Annotated in this window: 1 protein-coding gene; it reads left to right on the forward strand. The window is 75.6% G+C overall.

Annotated elements, in window-relative coordinates; all coding sequences use genetic code 11:
• Positions 1-9 precede the first annotated feature (9 nt).
• Positions 10-23,748, forward strand: coding sequence for a non-ribosomal peptide synthase/polyketide synthase (locus PSED_RS01320; RefSeq protein WP_013672468.1), 23,739 nt, complete (start codon positions 10-12; stop codon positions 23,746-23,748).
• Positions 23,749-23,767 lie beyond the last annotated feature (19 nt).

Raw genomic sequence — 23,767 nt, forward strand, 5'->3', positions numbered from 1 at the left:
GGGAGAGTCATGTCCATCGAGTCCGCCGAACGTCTCCTGCCGCTCGCCGAGTGGAACGACCCCGAGCAGCCGGCGCACACCACGACGGTCGTGGAGCTCTTCGCCGGGGCGGCCGCCGCCCACCCCGGGGTCACCGCGCTCGTCGCCAGGGGACGGCGTCCGGTCCGGCTCACCTACGCCGAGCTGGCCCGGCACGTCCACCAGCTCGCACACCACCTGCTGGCCGGCGGCCTGACGGCCGAGCAGGTCGTCGCCGTGCACCTGCCGCGGTCACCGGAGATGGTGATCTCGGTGCTGGCGATCATGGCAGCGGGCGGGGCGTTCGTGCCGGTCGACCCCGAGTGGCCGGAGCAGCGTCGCCGTCAGGTGCTCGCGGACGCGGGCGCGGTCCACATGGTCACCACGGCCGACGACGGCGACCCCCTCGTCCCGGCGTCCGTCGTCGACCTCGGGGCCTGGCGCTACGCCGACCGGCAGGCGGACCGGCCGGACGTCCGGATCGAGCCCGAGCGGCTCGCCTACGTGATGTTCACGTCCGGCTCGACGGGCACGCCGAAGGGCGCGATGATCCGGCACGCGGCGATCGCGAACCGGTTGGAGTGGCAGGTCCACACGGTGCTGGGCTTCGGCCCCGGCGACGCGTCGCTGTTCAAGGCCCCGCTGTCGTTCGACATCTCCGTCAACGAGATCCTGCTGCCGCTCGTGTCGGGCGGGCACGTCGTCGTCGCCGACCCGGGCGGCGACCGCGACCCGCACCACCTGTTCGACCTGATCGCCACCGAGGGCGTCACGTTCGTCTACCTCGTCCCGTCGATGCTCGACGCGCTGCTGGAGATGGCCCGCGGCACGGCCGGGGGCGGCCTCGACGGGCTGCGGCACGTCTGGTGCGGAGGCGAGGCGCTGACGCCGGAGCTGTTCCGTCGCTTCCGCGCCCGGCTGACGACGACCATGTACCACGGGTACGGCCCGGCCGAGGCGACGATCGGCGTCACGCACGCGATCTACCGGCCGGGTGCGGAGCGGTCGGACACCTCGATCGGCCGGCCCAACCCGTACACCCAGATCCACGTGCTCGACGAGCGCCTGCGGCCCGTACCGGTCGGCGTCGGCGGCGAGCTGTACGCGGCCGGGTTCCTGCTCGGCCGCGGCTACGTCAACGCGCCGGGCGTCACCGCGGCCAGGTTCGTCGCCAACCCCTTCGACCCGACGGGCGCGCGCCTCTACCGCACCGGCGACCTCGCCCGCTGGCACCCGGACGGGACGCTGGAGTTCCTCGGCCGCGTCGACAACCAGGTCAAGATCCGCGGGATGCGGCTGGAGCCGGAGGAGGTCGAGGCCGCGCTGGCGGCGCACCCGGCCGTCCGCCAGGCCGTCGTCGCCGCCCGCTCGAACTCCGCGGGAGCGAAGTACCTCGCCGCGTACGTCCTGCTGCTCGACCCGGTCACCGAGGACGAGCTGCGCGGCTGGTGCGCCGACCGGCTGCCCGAGTACATGGTGCCGACCACCGTCACGGTCCTGGACACGTTCCCCCTGACCCCCAACGGGAAGGTCGACCGCCGTGCCCTCCCGGAGCCGCAGCGGCCGGCGCGCGAGCCCGGCCGGGCGCCGCGGACCCCACACGAGGCGACGCTGTGCGCGGTCGTCGCGGAGGTCCTCGGGCTGCCCGAGGTCGGGGCCGACGACGACTTCTTCACCCTCGGCGGCGACAGCATCGTCGCGATCGGGCTGGTCAGTCGCGCCCGCCGGGAGGGCCTGGAGATCCGGCCGAGCGAGGTGTTCGAGCTGCGCACGCCCGCGGCGCTGGCGCTCGCGGCCCGCGACGCCGCGGGCGCCGAGCCGAGCACCGTCGCGCCGGTCGGTGAGCTGCCGGCGACGCCGGTCGTCGAGTGGCTCCACGCCACCGGTCCGTCGGAGGGCTTCTACCAGTCGATCACACTGCACGCCCCGGCCGCGCTGACGACCGAGCGGCTCGCCGAGCTGACGACGGGACTGCTCGCCCGGCACGACGTGCTGCGCGCCCGGGTCCGGACGGGCGCCGACGGCAGGCCGCGGGTCGACGTCCCGGCCGGGCCGGCGGCGCCTTCGGTCACGCACGTCCGCCTCGACCCGGACGAGCCCGTCGCCGACCGGGTCCGGCAGGAGACCGTCGCCGCGGCGGCCCGGCTCGACGCGAGCGCGGGCCGGATGCTCGAGGTCGTCCGGCTCGACCGCGGGCCCGACGCCCAGGGCCGGGTGCTGCTCGTGGTCCACCACGTGGTGGTCGACGGCGTGTCGCTGCGGGTCCTCGCCGAAGACCTGGGCCGGGCCTGGGCGGGCGCCGACCCGCAGCCCGCGACCACGTCGTTCCGGGAATGGGCGCTGCGCCTCGACGAGGCCACCCGCGCGGGCACGTTCGACGACGACCTCCCGTTCTGGCGCGCGGCCGCGGCCGCGCCGAACCCGGTGCTGGGGAACCGTCCGCTCGATCCCGCGACCGACACCGTCGCGACCGAGCGGGCGCTGACCGTCACGGTGCCGAGCGCGCTGACCGGTCCGCTGCTCGGCTCGGTGCCCGCGGCGATCCACGGTGGCGTCAACGACGCGCTGGTCGCGGCGCTCGGGCTCGCCGTGCGGGCCTGGCGCGGGCACGACCGGATCCTCGTCGAGATGGAGGGGCACGGCCGCGAGGCGGAGCTGCTGCCCGGGCACCCGCTCGACCTGTCCCGCACGGTCGGCTGGTTCACCACGCTCTACCCGGTGCCGCTGGAGATCACCGACGGCTCGCTCGCGGAGGTGGTGCGCTCGGTCAAGGAGCAGCTGCGCGCGGTGCCCCGGCACGGGCTCGGTTACGGCGCGCTGCGCTTCCTGGGTGGGCACGAGGAGCTGTCGGTGGCGCCGTCGCTGCTGTGCAACTACCTCGGCCGGTTCCCGGCCGGCTCGGGTGCGGACTGGTCGACGGCCGACGACGCGGCGGCCGGGGACGAGCGGGTGCTCGGCGAGGACCGCGACCCCCGGATGCCGCTGCCGCGGGCGCTGGAGGTCAACGCCATCACCGTCGACACGGCCGACGGTCCGGTGCTCTCGGCCCGCTTCAGCTGGCCCGCCGCGGTCCTCGACGCCGCCGACGTCCGGGCGCTCGCCGACGAGTGGGTGCGGCTGCTCGGCGCGATCGCCACCGACGACACGGTCGCCGGGCACACCCCGTCGGACTTCCCGCTCGTGCCGCTCACCGCCGCCGACGTCGCGGAGCTGGAGCGGGAGGTGCCCGACCTGCAGGACGTGCTGCCGCTGCTGCCGCTGCAGCAGGGCATGTACTTCCACGCCACGTTCGGGGACGGGTCCGTCGACCCGTACCGGATCCAGCAGGTCGCCGAGCTGACCGGGCCGCTCGACCCGGAGGTGCTGCGCGCCGCCGTGGCGACGATGGTCGACCGGCACCCGGCGCTGCGGGCCGGGTTCCGCGGGCTCGCCGACGGCCGGATCGTGCAGGTCGTCAGCGGGCACGTCGAGTTCGAGTGGCGGGTCGTGGACCTCACCGGGTCGGCCGACCCGGCGGCCGGGCTGGCGGAGGTCACCGCCGCGGAGCGCGCACGGCCGTTCGACCTCGCGCGCCCGCCGCTGGTGCGCTGGGCCGTGGTCTCGCTGACCCCGACCGAGCACCGGCTCGTCCAGACGCTGCACCACATCGTCGCCGACGGCTGGTCGTACCCGTTGATGTTCAACGACGTCGTCGACGCCTACCGCGGCACGCTGCGTGGGGTGCCCGCCGTCGCGCTGGGCAGGCACGTCGCGGCCGTCGCCGAGGTCGAGGAACCGACGCTGCTCGTCGACGCCGACCCGGGCGCCGCCGTCGGAGAGCACCGGATCGCCGCCGAGGAGCTGTCCGTCGACCGCTCCGCGGCGCTCACCGGGCTCGCCCGTGACCTCGGCGTCACCCTGTCGACGGTGCTGCACGCGGCATGGGGGCTGGTGCTGGGTCGCACGCTGGGCGAGGACACCGTCGTCTTCGGGTCGACGGTGTCGGGCCGGGCCGGGCAGACCGTCCCGGGGGTCGAGTCCGTCGTCGGACTGTTGATCAACACGGTGCCGGTGGCGATGTCGTGGACGAAGGCCGAGCCGGTCGACGACGTCGTCCGGCGGCTGCAGGACCGGCAGACCGCGGTGCTGGAGCACCAGCACGTCGGCCTGGCCGAGCTCGCCCGGTCGCGCGGGCTGCGCACGCTCTTCGACACGCTCGTGATCGTCGAGAACTTCCCCGAGGTCTACGCCCCGCAGGACGACGGGCCGGCCGTCCGCGGCTTCACGTCCACGACCTTCTCCCACTATCCCGTCTCGCTCGTCGCGTTCCCCGGCGAGCGGCTGACGTTGCAGCTCAAGTACGACGTCGACCTCGTCGCCGAGGACCGGGCCCGGGACCTGCTCGACCGCGTGCTGCGCGTGCTCGACCAGCTGGCCGCGGACCCGCGGACGCCGGTCGGCCGCTTGGAGCTGGTCGACGCCGCCGCCCGCACGACGGTCGTCGAGGACTTCAACGACACGGAGCTCGACCTCGGCGCGCCGACGCTGCGCAGCCGCTTCGAGCACTGGGTGCGCGAGACCCCCGACACCACGGCGGTGGTCTTCGAGGGCAGCTCGGTGAGCTACGCCGAGCTGGACCGCCGGGCGAACCTGCTGGCCCACGACCTGCTCGCGCGCGGTGTGTCGCGCGGGTCGGTCGTCGCGGTGCGGCTGGAACGGTCGATCGAGCTGATCGTCGCGCTGTACGCGGTGCACAAGGCGGGCGCGGCGTACCTGCCCGTCGATCCCGGCTACCCCGCCGAACGGATCGCGTTCGTGCTGGAGGACGCGCGTCCCGTCGTGGTGCTCGACGACCCGGCGGCCTTCCCGGTCGACGGCGACCCGGCGAACCCGGACACCGTCGTCACGCCGGCCGACCCGGCGTATGTCATCTACACCAGTGGCTCGACCGGCCGGCCCAAGGGCGTGGTGGTCCCGCACGGTGCCGCCGCCAACTTCCTGACCTGGATGCAGGAGCGCCACCGGCTCGAACCCGGCGAGCCGACCCTGCAGAAGACGCCGACCAGCTTCGACGCCTCGCTGCGGGAGCTGTTCTGGCCGTTGATGTCCGGCGCGACGATGGTGCTCGCGAAGCCCGAGGGCCACAAGGACGCCGCCTACCTCGCGGCGCTCATCGCCGAGCACGAGGTCACGACGGTGCAGTTCGTGCCGTCGATGTTCGCCGTGTTCCTGGAGGAGCCCGCGGTCCGCGAGCTGACCTCGCTGCGCCGGGTGATCTGTGGCGGCGAGGTCCTGCCCGCCGACGTGGTCCGGCGCTTCGCGGCGCTCTCCGACGCCGAGCTGCACAACGTCTACGGGCCGACCGAGGCCGCGATCGACGTCACCGCCTGGGACACCCGCGAGCGCCCGGTGGGGGCGTCGGTGCCGGTCGGGCGGCCGGTCGCGAACACCCGGCTCTACGTCCTCGACGGGGCGCTGCGTCCGGTGCCGCCCGGCGTCACGGGCGAGCTGTACCTCGCGGGCGTGCAGCTGGCGCACGGCTACCTGAACCGTCCGGGGCTCACCGCGGAGCGGTTCGTCGCGGACCCGTTCGTGCCGGGCGCGCGGATGTACCGCAGCGGCGACGTCGCGCGCTGGGACGAGACCGGCGTGCTGGAGGTGACGGGCCGCGTCGACCACCAGGTCCAGGTCCGCGGCTTCCGGATCGAACCCGGAGAGATCGAGTCCGCGCTGGTCGCGGCCGGGGCGACGCGGGCGGTGGTCGTCGTGCGCGACGGGCGGCTGGTCGGCTACGTGACCGGCCCGACCTCGTCGGACGCCCTGGTCGCCCGGGTGTCCGAGGTGCTGCCCGAGCACATGGTGCCCGCGATCGTGGTGGCGCTGGAGGCGTTCCCGTCGACGCCCAACGGCAAGCTCGACCGTGCGGCCCTGCCGGCACCGGACTTCGCGGGGCTGGTGTCGGACCGGGCCCCGCGCACGCCGGTGGAGGAACGGCTCGCCGCGCTGTTCGCCGACGCCCTCGCCCTCGACCGGGTCGGGATCGACGACGACTTCTTCGCGCTCGGCGGTGACAGCATCACCTCGATCGCGGTGTCCGGCCGGGCCCGCCGCGCCGGTCTGCGCATCACGCCCCGCGACGTCTTCCGGCTGCGCACCGTCGCGGCGCTGGCCGGGGTCGTCGACGACGTCGTCACGGACACCGGGTCCGCCCGCGACGAGGGGATCGGCCCGGTCCCGCTCGTGCCGGTGATGGCGGAGGCCGCGCGCGACCGCATCCCGCTCGCGAACTTCTTCCAGTCCGCGCTCCTGCGCACCCCCGAGGGGCTGACCGGCGCGGACCTGGACCGGATCCTCGCCGCGGTGCTGGCGCGGCACGGGCTGCTCCGCGCGGTCGTCGAACCGGCGGGCGACGCCTGGACCGTCGAGGTGCCGGCGGGGACGACGCCGCCCACCGTCGTGGTCGAGCCGGGAGCGGTCTCGGCGCAGACCGTCGAGCGGGCGACCCGGGAGGCCGCGGCGGCACTCGACCCCGCCCGGGGCGCCCTGCTGCGGGCCGTCTGGTTCCGCCACGCGCGCGCCCTGCTGCTGGTGGCCCACCACCTCGTGGTCGACGGGGTCTCGTGGCGCATTATCGGCGGTGAGCTGGCCGCGGCGTGGGACGCCGTGCGGACGGGAACCGAGGAGCTGCTCGCGCCCGTCGAGACGTCGTACGCGACCTGGTCGCGGACGTTGCGCGAGGCCGCCGCGGCAGGCCGCTTCCGCGCCGAGCGGGAGCACTGGCGGGCCGTCCTCGCGACGCCCGACCCGGATCTCGGTGACCGGCCCCTCGACGCGGGCGTCGACGTGCAGGCCACGACCGACACCGTGACCGTCGCGCTGCCGCCGTTCGCCGGGGCGGCGCAGGCGATCCACGGCCGCGGCGACGACGTCCTCGTGGCGGCGTTCGCGATCGCGCTGCACCGGTGGCGCCGCGACCGCGGCGTGGACGACGGGCCGGCGACCGTGCTGCGGGTGAAGGGCCACGGCCGCGAGAGCGCGCTGTTCGGCGACCTCGACCTGTCCCGCACGGTCGGGTCGTTCACGTCGGTCTACCCGGTGCGCGTGGACCCCGGCGACGTGAGCGCCGCCGACGTCGACGAGGCCGCCGCGGCGCTGGCCCGCGCGGTCAAGGCCGTCAAGGAGCAGCTGCGGGTGCCGTCGGCGGGTGTCGGGTACGGCGTGCTGCGCCATCTCGACCCCGACGCCGACCTGCCCGACGTCCGTCCGCAGGTCGTGCTCAACTACCGCGGTCGCGGGCAGGCGACAGACGGCGACTGGGCGCCGCTGCCCGGCTTCGCCGCCGTCGGTTCGGGGCTCGACCCGGCCGCACCGGTGGACGCGCTCGAGATCAACGTGCTCGGCGAGGGCGACGCGGGGACGGCCACGCTGACCTGGCCCACCGGCATCCTCGGCGCCGCCGACGTCCGCGCCCTGGCCCGGCGCTGGACCGAGGTGCTCGACGCGGTCGCACGCTGCCCCGACCTGCGCGGGCACACCCCGTCGGACTTCCCGCTCGTGTCGCTGCGCCAGGACGAGGTGGCCGCGCTGGAGGCGGCGGGCCCCGTCGAGGACGTCTGGCCGCTCTCCCCGCTGCAGGCCGGGCTGTACTTCCAGGCGCGGTTCGCCGACACCTCGGCCGAGGGCGTCGACGTCTACCTCGCGCAGGACAGCATCGAGTTCGAGACCCGCCTCGACGTCGACGCGCTGACCCGCGCCGCCACGCTGCTGCTCGACCAGAACTCCGCGCTGCGGCTGGGCTTCACCGACGCCGGGCTCGACGCACCGGTCGCCGTCCTGCCCCCGCGGGTCGCGCCCGTCGTCACCGAGATCGACCTGTCCGGGCTCCCCCCCGCCGAACGCGCGGAGCGCACCGCCGCGATCATGGCCGAGGACCGGCGGACGCCGTTCGACCTGGCCCGGCCCCCGCTGTTCCGGCTCGCCGTGCTGCGCGGCGACGGCCGCGACCACCTGCTGATGACGCGGCACCTGATCCTCTGGGACGGGTGGTCGCGGGAGCTGGTGCTGCGCCGGCTCTTCGGGGCCTACGAGGCCTATCGCCGGGGCGACGCGGCGGCGCTGCCCGCGCCGGCGACCGCCCGGTTCCCCGACTACCTCGGGTGGCTCGCGGAACAGGACGACGCGGCCGCGGCCGCGGCGTGGGCGCAGGCGTTCGCCGACGTCGAGTCGCCGACGATCATGTTCCCCGAGGCGGTCGGCAGCGACCCGGTGATCGCGACGCGGCTGTCGGTCGAGCTGTCCGAGGCCGACACCGCGCGGCTGTCCGCGCGGGCCCGCGAGCTCGGCGTCACCCTCAACTCGGTCGTGGCCACGGCGCTCGGTCTGGTGCTGGGGCACGCCGCGGGGACCGACGACGTCGTCTTCGGCATGACGGTCTCGGGCCGGCCCGCCGAGGTCGCCGGCGTCGAGTCCGTGGTCGGGGTCTTCCTCAACACGATCCCGGCGCGCGTCCGCCTCGACCCGGCCGACACCGTGGCCGACGCCGTGCGCGGCATGCACGAGCAGCGCGCCGCGATGATGCCGTTCGAGCACCTCGGGCTGGGCGAGGTCCAGCGCGCGGTGGACCGCGGCCAGCTGTTCGACAACCTCTACGTGCTGCAGAACTTCGTCGACGACGAGGCGCTCACCGACGACCTGCGCGCCGACCACGGCATCGTCTCGGCCGACGGCGTCGACTCGACGCACTACCCGCTGACCTGGGTCGTCTACCCCGGCCCGCGGCTGTGGGTGAAGCTCGAGCACCGCAGCGACGTCGTCGCCCCGGAGCGGGCGGCCGGGCTGCTCGCGCGGCTGGAGCAGGTCCTGCTGCGACTCGCCGACGGGCTCGACGAGCGGGTCGCCGCGATCGACCTCACCACCCCGGCCGACCGCGCGGCGCGGATGGCCGAGTGGGCACGGGCCGAGCACGAGATCGGCACCGCGACCATCGCCGACCTGCTGGCCGAGCGCGCCGCCGCCGTGCCGGAGGAGACCGCGCTCGTCTTCGGCGGCACGCGGGTCGGCTACGCGGACCTGGACGCCCGGATCAACCGGCTCGCACACCACCTGCTCGCCGCGGGGGCGGGCCCGGAGAAGGTCGTCGGGCTGGCGCTGCCGCGCTCGATCGAGATGGTCGTGGCGCTGTTCGCCGTGCTGCGCACGGGCGCGGCCTACCTGCCGCTGGAGCTGGAACAGCCCGACGACCGGCTGCACGGCATGATCGCCGACGCGCGCCCGTTGCTGGTGCTCTCGACGTCGGCGGTGTCGGCCCGGTTCCCGGGTGCCGTCGAGCTCGACCGTCTCGACCTGGCCGTGTACCCGGACACCGCGCCGACCGCCGAGCAGCTGGGGGCGTTCGCCCCCGGCCGGTCGGGACGGCTCGACCACCCGGCCTACGTGATCTTCACGTCGGGGTCGACGGGTAAGCCCAAGGGCGTCGTCACCCCGTACCGCGGGCTCACGAACATGCAGCTCAACCACCGGGCCGAGATCTTCGACCCGACGGTCGCCGCGGCCGGCGGGCGCCGGCTCACGATCGCGCACACCGTCTCGTTCTCCTTCGACATGTCGTGGGAGGAGCTGCTCTGGCTCGTCGAGGGCCACGAGGTGCACGTGTGCGATGAGGAGCTGCGCCGCGACGCCCGCGCGCTCGTCGACTACTGCCGCACGCACGGCGTCGACGTCGTGAACGTGACCCCGACCTACGCCCGCGTCCTGCTGGAGGAGGGCCTGGTCCGACGGCACCCGCTCGCGCTGATGCTGCTCGGCGGCGAGGCGGTGCCCGAAGCCCTGTGGACGGAGCTGCGCGAGACCACGCTCGGCTACAACCTGTACGGCCCCACCGAGTACACGATCAACACCCTCGGCGCGGGCACGCGGGACAGCGCGACGTCGACGGTCGGGCGGCCCATCCACAACACCCGCGCGCACGTGCTCGACCAGTGGCTGCGCCCGGTCGACGACGGCGTCGTGGGCGAGCTCTACATCGCCGGTGCCGGGCTGGCCCGCGGCTACCTCGACCGGCGGGGCAACACCGCGGACCGGTTCGTCGCCGACCCGTGGAACCCGGGCGGGCGGATGTATCGCACCGGCGACCTCGTGCGCCGGCGGCCGGACGGGAACCTGGACTTCCTCGGCCGCTCCGACGACCAGGTCAAGATCCGCGGCTACCGTGTCGAGCCCGGCGAGATCGAGGCGGCGCTGGCCGCCCGGCCGGGGGTGCGCCGCGCCGCGGTCGTCGTGCGCACGGACGCCGACGTCAAGCGGCTCGCCGCGTACGTCGTGCCCGACGGGTCGGTCGAGCCCGCCGACCTCGCCGAGGCGGTGGCCAGGGTGCTGCCGGACTACATGGTCCCGACGCTCTGGGGCGTGGTCGACGACCTGCCGCTGACCGTCAACGGCAAGCTCGACGTCGCCGCCCTGCCCGCGCCGCGGCCCGTCGCCCGCCGGGGTGGCCGGGCTCCCCGTACCGGGGCGGAGCGGCTGCTCGTCGAGATCGTGGCGGCGGTCGTCGGGCTCGACGTGACCGACGTCAGCCCCGAGGACGACTTCTTCACCCTCGGCGGTGACAGCATCTCGTCGATCACGCTGTGCAGCCGGGCGCGCAAGGCCGGGCTCGAGCTGGCCCCGCGCGACGTCTTCCGCCGCCGCACGGTCGAGGCGCTGGCCGCCGCCGCGGGTAGGGCGACCGGGGCGCCGGCGGTGCGCGACGACGGCGTCGGCGACGTGCCGAACACGCCGATCCTGGCGGCGTTCCAGGACATGCCGCTCGCGAACTTCTACCAGTCGTCGGTGCTGCGCACGCCCGCCGGCATGACGCGCGACGAGCTGGAGACGGTCCTCGCCGCGGTGCTGGCGCGCCACGACCTGCTCCGGGCGCGCGTCGTCGGCTCCGCCGAGGGTGGTTGGCACCTCACCGTGCCCGGACCCGGCGGTTCCGTGCCGCTGGAGATGACCGACGGCAGGCCGAGCCGCGAGCAGATGGCGGCGGCCACCCGCGCCGCCGCCGCGGCACTCGACGCCCGCGCCGGGACCATGGTCCGCGCGCACTGGTTCCGTGCCGGGGACGGGCCGGGGAGCCTGCTGCTCGTCGTCCACCACCTGGTGGTCGACGGCGTGTCCTGGCGCATCCTCGGCGCCGACCTCGAGCAGGCGTGGGCGGCCGTGCGGGCCGGGCGCGCGCCGGAGCTGGAGGAGGTCGCGACGTCGTTCCGCACCTGGGCCACCCGGATGCGCACGGCCGCCGACGAGGGCCGGTTCCGCGGCGAGGCCGCGTACTGGCGCGACGTCCTCGCCACCCCGGACCCCGACCTGGGCTCGCGCCCGCTGGACCCGGCCGTCGACGTGGCCGCGACCACCGACGACGTCGTGCTGGAGCTGCCGTCCGACGTCACCGGGCCGCTGCTGTCGACGGTGCCCGCGGCGATCTTCGGCGGCGTCAACGACGTGCTGCTGGCCGGGTTCGCGCTGGCCGTCGGGCACTGGCGACGCGTCCGCGGCCGGGCCGAGGACGCCGCCGTGCTGCTCACCCTGGAGGGCCACGGCCGCGAGCCCGACCCGTTCGACGCCGCGGGCCCGCTGGACCTCTCCCGCACCGTCGGCTGGTTCACCTCGCTGCACCCGGTCCGCCTCGACCCCGGAACCCCTGGCTGGGACGCCGTGCGCGCCGGCGGGCCGGAGCTGGCCCGCGCGGTCAAGGCCGTCAAGGACCAGCTGCGGGTGCCCAACCGGGGCATCGGGCACGGCGTGCTCGCCGATCTCGACCCCGCGGCCGGCCTGCCGGTCGTCGAACCGCAGATCCTGTTCAACTACCTGGGTCGCTTCGCCACCGGCGCGGCGTCGGACTGGGGGAGCGTCGAGGAGTACGCGGCACTCGGCGAGGGTGTCGACCCGTCGTCGGAGGTCCGCGCGCTGTCGGTCAACGCGATCACCCACGACACCGCCGCGGGTCCGGAGTTCTCCGCGACGCTGACGTTCCCCACCGGGATCCTGGCGCGGGCGGAGGTCGAGCAGCTGGCCGCCCTGTGGGGCGAGGCGCTGCGGGCGATCGCCTCCGCCGAGGACCTGGCCGGGCACACGCCGGCGGACTTCCCGCTGGTCACGCTCACCGCCGACGACGTCGCGGAGCTGGAGACGACGGTCCCCGGCGGGCCGGTGGACGTCCTGCCGCTGCTGCCGTTGCAGCAGGGCATGTACTTCCACTCGGTCCAGGCCGAGGGCCGCGACCCGTACGTCATCCAGCACGTCCTGGAGCTGCGCGGCACGGTCGACCCCGACCTGCTGCGGCAGGCCGTCGCGGCGATGGTGGCCCGGCACGACGTCCTGCGCGCGGGCTTCCGCGAACTCTCCGACGGGAGGGTCGCCCAGGTGCTGGCCGCCGACGTGCCGCTCCCGTGGGAGACCTGCGACCTGCGTGAGCACCCCGAGCGGTTCGACGAGGTCGCCGCCGAACGGTTCCGCACCGTCTTCGACCTCGCCGCGCCGCCGCTGCTGCGCTACCTGCTCGTGAGGCTCGCCGACGACCGGCACCGCCTGGTGCAGACCATGCACCACCTGCTCGCCGACGGCTGGTCCTACCCGCTGATGTTCAACGACATCGCCGCCGCGTACGGGCAGCTCGTGCGGACGGGACAGGTGTCGCTCCCGGCGCCGTCGGTCACGTTCGCCGACCACGTCGCGGTGCTGGCCGGGCGCGCGCCCGAGGCTTCCCGGAAGGCCTGGGCGGACGTGCTCGCCCAGGTCGACGGCCCGACGCAGCTCGTCGACACCGAGCCAGGGACCACCTCCGACGCCCCGCACGCCGCGGCCGAGCAGGTGCTCGACGCCGACGTCAGCGCGCGGCTGCTCGACCGCGTCCGGGCGGCCGGCGTCACGATCAGCACCGCCGTGCACGGCGCGTGGGGACTCCTGCTGGGCCGCACCCTCGGCCGCGAGCGCGTGGTGTTCGGCTCCACCGTCTCCGGCCGCGGCGACGACACGGCCGGCATCGAGGAGATCGTCGGCCTGATGATCAACACCGTGCCGGTCCCCCTCGCGTGGTCGCCCGGCGAACCGGTGTGCGACGTACTCGCCCGGCTGCAGGAACAGCAGCTCACCGTCCTGGAGCACCAGCATCTGGGCCTGACCGAGCTGGCCAGGGTCGCCGGGGTCGCGGGCGAGCTGTTCGACACGATCGTCGTGGTCGAGAACTTCCTGGTCACCGAGGCCGCCACCGACCCCACCGGGTCGGCCGGGCTCCCCGAGCTGGAGTGGATCGACGGCACCGACGCCGCGCACTACCCGGTCTCGCTGGTCGCTCACCCCGGGGACCGGCTGCGGCTCAAGGTCACCTACGACACCGGGCGCGTCGACGAGGCCACGGCCGAGCGGCTCGTCGGCCGGCTGGCCGGGTTCCTCGCCCAGCTCGCCGACGACCCGGACGTCACCGTGGCGGGGCTGTCGACGGGCGCCGAGGTCGCCTCGGCTCCGCAGCTCGTCCCGGCACCCGGCGCCACCCTGCCCGAACTGTTCCGCGCGGTCGCCCGCGCGCACGCCGACGCGGTGGCGGTCCGCGACGGCCGGGCCGAGCTGACCTACGCCGAGCTCGACGCGCGCTCCGACGCGCTGGCCGTCCGGCTCGCGGCGCACGGGGTGCGGGCCGGGACGCGCGTGGCGATCACGCTGCCCCGGTCGGCCGACGTCGTGGTCGCCGTCCTCGGCGTGCTCAAGGCCGGGGCGTGCTACGTGCCGATCGACCCCGGCTCGCCGCCGTCGCGCGTCGCGCACATCCTCGCGGACTCCCGGCCCGACTGCGTCCTGGCGGCCGAGGGGACGGCGGCGCTGCTGCCCGCCGACGGGCCCGCTGTGCTGACGCTCGACGGGCTCGACCCCGCCCGATTCCCGCGTCCTTCGCGGCCGCCGGCTCCGGCGGGGAGCGCGGAGGCGGACGCCTACGTGATCTACACGTCGGGGTCGACCGGGCTGCCGAAGGGTGTCGCGGTGCCGCACCGCGCCGTGACCAGCCTGTTCGAGGGCACGTCCGGGTTCGGCTTCGGGCCCGACGACGTGTGGACCCTGTTCCACTCCTACGCGTTCGACTTCTCGGTGTGGGAGATCTGGGGGGCGCTGCTGCACGGCGGGCGGCTCGTCGTCGTGGACGACGACGTCGTGCGCGACCCGCAGCGGTTCCGCGCGCTGCTCTCCGACGAGCGCGTGACGGTGCTCAACCAGACGCCGTCGGCATTCCGGTCGCTGGTCGCGGCCGACCGTGACGACGACCGGCCGCTCGCGCTGCGCCACGTCGTGTTCGGCGGTGAGGCGCTCGACCTGCGGCGGCTCGCACCGTGGTACGCGCGGCACGCCGACACGGCGCCGCGGCTGACGAACATGTACGGCATCACCGAGACCTGCGTGCACGTCACCGTCCGGCCGCTCACCGCCGCCGACGCGACGCGGCCCGACAGCGTCATCGGCGTCGCGCTGCCGACGCTGGCCGTCCACGTCCTCGACCAGTACCTGCAGCCGGTCCCCGCGGGCGTCGTCGGCGAGGTGTACGTCGCCGGCAGCCAGCTGGCGCGCGGCTACCTCGATCGGCCCGGTCTGACGGCGGCCCGCTTCGTCGCGAACCCCTTCGTGCCGGGGGAGCGGCTCTACCGCAGCGGCGACCTGGCCCGGTGGACCGACGACGGTGAGCTCGTCCACCTGGGCCGCTCCGACCACCAGGTGCAGCTGCGCGGGTACCGCATCGAGCCCGGCGAGGTCGAGGCGGCGCTGCTGCAGGTCGACGGCGTCGACGGCGCGGCCGTCGGCGTGCAGCACGACGCCCAGGGGCGCCCCCGGCTCGTCGCGCACCTCGTCGCGCCCGCGACGCTGGACACCGACGCCGTGCGCCGGTACGCGCAGACCGTCCTGCCCGCGCACATGGTCCCGGCGCTCTACGCCGTCGTCGACCGGCTCCCGCTGACCGTCAACGGCAAGCTCGACCGCGACGCGCTGCCCGCGATCGCCGCCCCGGCAGCACCCGCGGCGCCCGCCGCCGCGGGCCCACCCGCCCCGGGCGTCACCGCCGAGACGCTCGCGGCCCTGTTCGGCGAGATCCTCGACGTCCCCGTCGGCGTCGACGACGACTTCTTCGCCGCGGGCGGGGACAGCATCATCGCGTTGCAGCTGGTCAACCGGTGCAAGCGGCTGGATCTGCGGATCGCCCCGCGCGACGTCTTCACCCACCGCACACCCGCCGCGCTCGCGGCGCTGGCCGCACCCGGCGGCGGCGCGGCACCGCCGTCGCACGACGACCGGCACGAGGACCGGCACGAGGACGACCCGGACGCGATCGGCCCCGTCATGCTGACGCCGATCGTGCACCGGCTGGCCGAGCTGGGCGGGCGCATCGACCGGTTCAACCAGTCGGAGCTGCTCGTCACCCCGGCGGGCGCGACGCCGGAGCAGATCGGCGCCGTCGTCACCGCGCTGCTGCGCCGGCACGACGCGCTGCGGCTGCGGCTGTCGCGGCCCGCGCCGATGCTGTGGGCGCTGGAGACCGTGCGTGACCTGCCCGCCCTCGACGACGTGCTCACCGTCGTCGACGGCCGCGGGCTCCACCTTCCCGAGCTGCTGGGCACGGTGTCCGACGCGGCCGCCGACCGGCTGGCGCCGGACGCGGGCCGGATGCTCGCCGCGGTGTTCGTCGACCGCGGCGACGAGCCGGGGCGGCTCCTGCTCGTCGTCCACCACCTGGCCGTCGACGGGGTGTCCTGGCGCATCCTCGACGAGGACGCCCGGACGGCGTGGGAGGCCGTCGCGCAGGGCCGAGTGCCCGTGCTCGAGCCGGTCGCGACGTCCCTGCGCACCCACGCCCGGCTGCTCAACGAGTCGTCGGCGCAGCAGGAGCGGCTCGCCGAGTTCCCGCACTGGACCGAGGTGCTGGCCGCCGGCGCCGAGCTCGACCCGCAGCAGCTGCTCGTCGGGCGGACGATCGGCGAGACCCGCGAGCACCGGTTCCGGCTGACCGCGGCGCAGACGCAGCCGCTGCTCACGACCGTCCCGGCCGCGGCCCGCGCGGACGTCACCGAGACGTTGCTGACGGGCCTGCGCGTCGGCCTGTCCCGGTGGCGCGCCGCGCAGGGCGTCGCCGACGGGGACGTCGCCGTCGACCTGGAACGGCACGGACGCGACGACCTGCCGGGCGCCGAGGTCGACCTCGCGCGCACCGTCGGCTGGTTCACCAGCATCGCGCCCGTCCGGCTGCCGGTGCCCGACGGCGAGCCGCTCGACCGGGTCGGTGCCGTCCGCGACCGGCTGCGCGCCGCGCCGGACGGGGGCCGCGGCTACGGGCTGCTGCGCTACTGCAACGCCCGCACCGCCGCCGCACTCGCCCGACTCGGACAGCCGCAGGTGCTGTTCAACTACCTGGGCCGGTTCGCCGCGGCGCGCGACGTCGTCGCGTGGGGCGCCGCACCGGAGAGCGGGGCGCTGCGCGTCGGCCCGTCGCCGGACATGGGTACGCCGTACCTGCTGGAGGTCAACGCCTACTGCGAGGACGGCCCGGACGGGCCCGAGCTGGAGGTCGTGCTCACCTACCTCGACGGCGGGATCACCGCGCCCGACGAGCTGGGCGACGCGTTCGCCGATGCCCTGCGCGAGCTGGCGGCCGCCGCCGGCGGCACCGCCCGGCTGACCCCCGCCGACGTCCACCACCGTGGCCTCACGGCCGCCGAGGTGGACGCCGTGACGGCCGGGACGTCGGTCGCGGTCACCGACGTCTGGCCGCTGTCCCCGTTGCAGGAGGGCCTGTTCGTCCAGGCCGAGCTGGCCGCCGACGCCGACGTCTATCTCGCGCAGAACGCGTTCGACTTCGACCGGCGCCTCGACGCGGGACGGATGGCCGCGGCGTTCGAGCACGTGCTGGCGGCCAACGCGGCGACCCGGCTCGGCTTCACGACCGTCGCGGACGGGCGGCCCGTCGCCTTCGTCGGCGACGGGCTCGGTGCCCGGCTGACCGAGATCGACCTCGACGGTCTCGATCCCGACACCGCCGCCCGGCGGGTCGACGAGCTCACCGCCGCGGACCGCACGGAAGCGTTCGACCTGCGCCAACCGCCGCTGGCCCGGCTCACCGTGCTGCACCTGCCCGGTGGCCGCGACCGGCTGCTGTTCACCTACCACCTGCTGCTGTGGGACGGGTGGTCGCGCGAGCTGGTGCTCACCCAGCTCTTCGACGCCTACCGCGGCGAGCCGGGCCCGCCGCCGCGGGGACGGTTCACCGACTACCTCGACTGGATCGGTGCCCGCGACGCGGCGGCCTCGGCGGGGTTCTGGCGGGAGTCCTTCGCCGACCTGCCCGCACCGACGCTGCTGCGCCCCGAGGCGGCGGGCAGCGAACCCGTGCTCGCGCAGCGGCTCTCGGTGGAGGTCCCCGAGGACGTCACGGCCCGTCTGACGGCACAGGCCCGCGGCGAGGGCGTCACCCTGAACGCGCTGGTCAGCACGGCGCTCGCGCTGGTGCTCGGGCACGCGACCGGCAGCAGCGACGTCGTGCTCGGCACCACGGTCGCCGGTCGCCCCACCGAGCTCGACGGCATCGACGACGTCGTCGGCGTCTTCCTCAACACCGTGCCCGCCCGGGTGCGGCTCGACCCGGCGGCGAGCGTCGCGGACACGATGCGGCAGGTCCAGCGCGACCGCGTCGACGCGATGGAGCACGAGTACCTCGGGCTCGGGGACATCCAGCGGGCCGTCGGCCGCGGCCAGCTCTTCGACAACCTCTACGTCCTGCAGAATTTCCTCGACGACGACACGTTCTCCGACCTGGAGACGCGCAACGGCATCGTCGGGGTCGGGAGCGTCGACGCCACGCACTACCCGTTGACGTGGGTCGTGATGCCGGGCAGGCGGCTGTGGGTGAAGCTCGAGCACCGTCCCGATCTCGTCGACGCCACCGAGGCCGCGGCACTGCTCGGCCGGCTGGAGTCGGTGCTGACGTACCTCGCCGACGCCGATCTCGCGGGCTCGCCCCTCGCCGCGGTCCCGATCCCGGCCGACGACGCGCCCGCGGGCGCCGAGCGGCCGCTCCCCGACCGCACCATCGCCGAGCTGCTGGCCGAGCAGGCCGCCGCCACCCCCGATGCCGAGGCTCTGACCTGCGGTGACACGACGCTGACCTACCGCGAGCTGGACGCCGCGGTGTCCAGCACCGCCCGGCTCCTGGTCGGGCACGGCGCCGGTCCGGAGCGCGTCGTCGCGCTCGCGCTGCCCCGCTCGACCGACATGGTCGTCGCGCTGTTCGCCGTGCTGCGCGCGGGCGCCGCGTACCTGCCGCTGGAGCTCGACCATCCCGACGAGCGGCTGCGCGGCCTCGTGGCGGACGCGGCCCCGGTGCTGCTCCTCACCACGTCCGCCGTGGCGCCGCGGACCGCGGGATGGGGCGTTCCCGTCGTGGACCTCGCCCTGAGCGGCTCACGAGACGGGGACACTCCCGACGGCCCCGGCCCGCGCGGGCCGGGGCACCTCGACCACCCGGCCTACGTGATCTACACGTCGGGCTCGACGGGCAGGCCCAAGGGGGTCGTCACGCCGTACCGCGGGCTGACCAACATGCTGCAGAACCACCAGGAGTCGATCTTCGCGCCGGTCGTCGCCGCGGCCGGTCGCCGCCTGCGTATCGCCCACACCGTCTCGTTCTCCTTCGACATGTCCTGGGAGGAGCTGCTCTGGCTCGTCGAGGGCCATCACGTGCACGTGGCCGACGAGGAGCTGCGCCGCGACGCCACCGCGCTCGTCGCGTACTGCGCGCGGCACCGCATCGACGTCGTCAACGTGACGCCGACCTACGCCGAGGCGCTGCTCGACGAGGGGCTGCTCGCCGGCGTGCACCGACCGCTGCTGGTGCTGCTCGGCGGCGAGAACGTCCCCGAGCGGCTCTGGGCCACGCTGCGCGACACCGACGGCGTGCTCGGCTACAACCTGTACGGGCCGACCGAGTACACGATCAACACGCTCGGCGCCGGCACCACGGAGAGCGCGACGTCGACCGTCGGACGCCCGATCCACAACACGACGGCGCACGTGCTCGACGCGTGGCTGCGGCCGGTGCCCGTCGGCGTGCCGGGGGAGCTCTACATCGCCGGTGTCGGGCTCGCGCGCGGCTACCTGAACCGTCCCGGGCTCACCGCCGAGCGGTTCGTCGCCGACCCCTTCGTGCCCGGTGGTCGCCTCTACCGGACCGGCGACCTCGTGCGGGTGCGCGCCGACGGCAACATCGACTTCCTCGGCCGGACCGACGACCAGATCAAGATCCGCGGCCACCGGATCGAGCTGGGCGAGGTGCAGGCCGCCGTCGCCGCCGCGCCCGGAGTACGGCAGGCGGCCGTGCTGGCCGAACCCGACGGCGTGGGCGGCAAGCGCCTCGCGGCCTACCTCGTCGGGGAGGAGGCGGCACTCGACCCCGCGACGGTGCAGCGCGCCGTCAAACACGTGCTCCCCGGCCACATGGTGCCGACGGCCTGGGCCGTCACCGACGCGCTGCCGCTGACCGTCAACGGCAAGCTCGACACGTCCCGGCTGCCCGTGGCCGTGTCCGTCAGCAGCGGGGGACGCCCGCCGGCGACCGCCGCCGAACGCGCCCTGTGCGCCCTGTTCGGCGAGGTCCTCGACGTCCCGGCGGACGGTCCTGAGGCCTTCGGCGTCGAGGACGACTTCTTCGACCGCGGCGGCCACTCCCTGGTCGCGATCCGGCTGCTCGGCCGGATCCGCGCCGAGCTGGGCGCCGACCTCTCGCTGCGGGACCTGTTCGACGGCCGCACCCCCGAACGCGTCGCCGCCCGGATCGCCGGAACCGCCGCGGCAGGCCCCGCGCGCCCCGCGCTCGTCGCCACCGCGCCGGAGCCCGGCCGGGTCGAGCTCGCGCCGCGCTCGCCGTCGCAGGACCAGCTCTGGCTGCTGCACCGGCTCGACCCTGCTTCGACGGCGTACCAGTACCCGCTGGTCCTGCGGCTGGCCGGGCACCTGGACCGGGCCGTCCTGCAGGCCGCCGTCGCCGACGTGGTCGCGCGCCACGAGGCGCTGCGGACCCTCGTCGACGACGCGGGCCAGCACGTCCTCCCCGCCGCGCACGTGCCCGTCACCGACGACGTCGCGGACGCCCTGCACCGGCCCTTCGACCTGGCCGCGGAGGTGCCGATCCGCGTCGCCGTGGCCGAGGATTCCGACGGACACACGGTGCTCGCGCTGGTCCTGCACCACATCGCGATGGACGAGTGGTCCGACAGGATCCTGCTGCGTGACCTGTCGACGGCCTACGCCGCCCGGCTCGCCGGCTCGGTGCCGCAGTGGGCGCCGCTGCCGGCGCGCTACGCCGACTACGCGCGCTGGCAGGCCGAGCTGCTCGGCGACCCCGACGACCCGGACAGCGGCCACGCCGCGGCCGTCCGGTTCTGGCGCGAGCAGCTGCGCGGGCTACCGACCGACATCGACCTGTCGGGCGTGCTGCCCGCGGACGCCGGTACCGCGACGGGCGGCGCCGTGGAGGCCGACCTGCCGGCCGACCTCGTCCGACCGCTGCGTGAGCTCGCGGCGGGCGAGTCCGCCAGCCTGTTCATGCTGCTGCACGCGGCGCTGTCGGTCCTCCTGCACCGGCTCGGCGCGGGCGACGACATCGCCATCGGCACCCCCACGTCCGGGCGCACCGAGCCGGAGCTCGCCGAGCTCGTCGGCTTCTTCGTCAACCCGGTGGTCCTGCGGGTGGGGCTCACCGCCGGCGAGACGTTCGTCGAGCTGCTGCGGCGGGTGCGCGCGGGTGACCTGGCCGCGTTCGAGCAGGCGACGCTGCCGTTCCCGCGGGTGGTCGAGGCGGTCAACCCGCCCCGCACCACCGGCCGCAACCCGCTGTTCCACGTCATGCTGGGCTACCTCGCCCAACCCGGTGGTGAGCCGGCGGTGTGCGGGCTGCCCGCCCGGTGGGCGGCGCAGTCGCAGGTCGGGGCCAAGTTCGACCTCGACGTCACCGCACTCGACCACGGCGACGCTGGCGTCACGCTCGTCGTGGAGTGGGGGCCCGGCCTGGGCGACCGCGCCGCCGCCGACCGGCTCGTCGAGCGGTTCGTCGGGCTGTTGCGCGCGGTGGCGGCGGACCCCGACGTCGCCGTCGGCCGGATCGACGTCCGTACCGACGACGAGCGGGCGCAACCCGGCGTCCTCGTCGGGCCGGACCGGTCGGGCGGGGTGGCCGTCCCGCAGCTGCTCGAGGCCGTCGCCGCCGACCGGCCGGACGCCCCGGCGCTGGCGACGACGGCAGGCAGGTTGACGTTCGCGCAGCTCGCCGACCGGGTGGGCCGGATCGCGACGCTGCTGCGCGGCAGGGGTGTCGGGCCGGAGGTCGTCGTCGCGCTGGCGCTGCCGCGTGCCGAGACCGTGCCCGCGCTGCTGGGTGTCCTCGCCGCGGGCGGCACGGCGCTGCCCCTGGACGTCCGGCAGCCCGAGCAACGGACCCGCTTCGTGCTCGACGACGCGCGCCCGGCACTGGTGGTGACCACCGCGGAGTGGGCCGGGACCGTCCCGGACACCGGGGTGCCCAGGCTGCTGCTGGACCGCGAACCGCTGCCCGCCCCGACGGCGCCGCTGGCGCCGCATCCCGACTCGGCGGCGTACGTGATCTACACGTCCGGCTCGACCGGCCGGCCGAAGGGCGTGACCGGCCTGCACCGTGGGCTGGCCAACCTCTACGGGTCGCACCGCGCCGACCTCGTCGGGCCCGCCCAGGCCCGGCTCCGCCGCGACCGGCTGCGGGTCGCGCACGCCGCGTCGTTCACCTTCGACGGCGCCTGGGACCCGCTGATGTGGATGCTCGCCGGGCACGAGCTGCACGTGCTCGACGAGCAGCTGCTGCTCGACCCGCCTGCGCTGCGCGCCCACGTCGCCGAGCACGACGTCGACCTCCTCGACCTCACCCCTACCTACCTGCGCGAACTGGCGGCGCTCGGGTTCCTGGAGCCGGCGGCGCGGCGGCCGGGGGTGGTCGTCGTCGGCGGTGAGCAGCTGCCGGCCGCCCTGGGCGAGCAGCTGCGCGCGCTTCCGGACGTCGAGGTCCATGACCTCTACGGGCCCACCGAGTTCACCGTCGACGCCTACGGCTGGCACAGCGTGCCCGGCGACGGTCCCGGGACCGACACCCGGACCGAGACCGCAGGGCCGGTCGCCAACACCCGCGCCCTCGTCCTCGACGGCGCGCTGCTGCCCTGCCCGGTCGGGGTGCCGGGCGAGCTGTACCTGGCCGGGGCCGGCCTGACCCGCGGCTACCTGCGCCGTCCCGGGCTCACCGCGGCCCGGTTCGTCGCCGCCCCGGACGGCAGCCGGATGTACCGGACCGGTGACCTCGTTCGGCGCGGACCGGACGGGCGTCTCACCTATCTCGGGCGCACCGACGACCAGGTCAAGCTGCGGGGGCTGCGCATCGAGCCGGGCGAGATCGAGGCCGCGCTGGCCACCCATCCGCAGGTCGCGCACGCCGCGGTGGTGGTGCGTGAGGACACTCCGGGCAGGCCGCTGCTCGTCGCGTACGTGGTGCCGGCAGGCGGGGAGGTGCTCGCCGCGGCGGCGCTGCGGGCCCACCTCGCGGCCCGGCTGCCGGAGCAGTGGCTGCCGACGGCCTACGTCCCGGTGCCCGAGCTGCCGCGCACGTCGTCCGGGAAGCTCGACCGGGCCGCGCTGCCCGCGCCGCTCGCGGCCGCGAGCGTCGGCAGGCCGGCGGCGACGCGGACCGAGCGGGCCCTCGCCGTGCTGGTCGGCGACCTGCTGGGGATCCCGGCGCCCGGCGCCGACGAGGACTTCTTCGCGCTCGGCGGGCACTCGTTGATGCTCGTCGGCCTGGCCGCGGCGATCCGCCGCGAGCTCGGCGTGGAGGTGACGATCGCGGAACTGTTCACCGCGCCGAGCGTGGCCGCGATGGCCCGGCTCGTCGACGGCGACCGGGGCGGTGCCGACGCACTCGCCCCCGTCCTGCCGCTGCGCGTCGGGGGCTCGGCGCCGCCGCTGTTCGTGCTCCCGCCCGCGTCGGGTCTGACGTGGCAGTTCGCCGCACTCAAGCGGCACCTGCCCGACGACGTCCCGCTCTACGGGTTGCAGGCGCCGCGGCTGTCACGGGCGACGGACCTGCCGACGACCCTCGCGGCGCTCGCCGACGAGCACGCGCGGCACGTCACCGAGATCGCGCCTACCGGCCCGGTCCGGTTGCTGGGCTGGTCGTTCGGCGGGTTCCTGGCGCACGAGCTGGCGTGCCGGCTGCGCGCCGCCGGTCGCGAGGTGACGTTCGTCGGCATGCTCGACGCGCACCGGTCCGGCGGCACGTCGTCGACGGACCTCGGCGGGCTGCTGCGCGAGCTGGGGCACGAACCGCCGGCCGGTGCCGAGCCGGGCCTCGACGACGCCGTGGCGCTGCTGCGGGCCGGTGGCGACGGTGTGGCCGCGGTGCTGACCGACGAGCAGGTCGCCGCCGTCGTCGCGAACTACCTGGACAGCGACCGGATGATCGACTCGGCGCGGCCCGGCGTGCTCGACGCCGACGTGTTCTTCGTCGACGCCACGGTGCCCGAGCAGGGGTTCTCGGGGTCGGCCTCCGCGGGCTGGCGCGACCACGTCCGCGGCGAGCTGCACGTCGAGCAGGTCGCCTGCGGACACTCCCAGCTGCTCGACCATGCGGTGCTGGCGCAGCTGGCGCCGGCCCTTGCGGCGGCGCTCGCGACGTGAGCCGGCGGGCCGCGACACG

The organism is Pseudonocardia benzenivorans CB1190 (assembly GCF_000196675.2).
Lineage (GTDB): Bacteria > Actinomycetota > Actinomycetes > Mycobacteriales > Pseudonocardiaceae > Pseudonocardia > Pseudonocardia benzenivorans.

Coding starts and splice junctions, on each gene's coding strand:
- PSED_RS01320 (WP_013672468.1), top strand. CDS start 10: ATGTCCATCGAGTCCGCCGAACGTCTCCTGCCGCTCGCCGAGTGGAAC.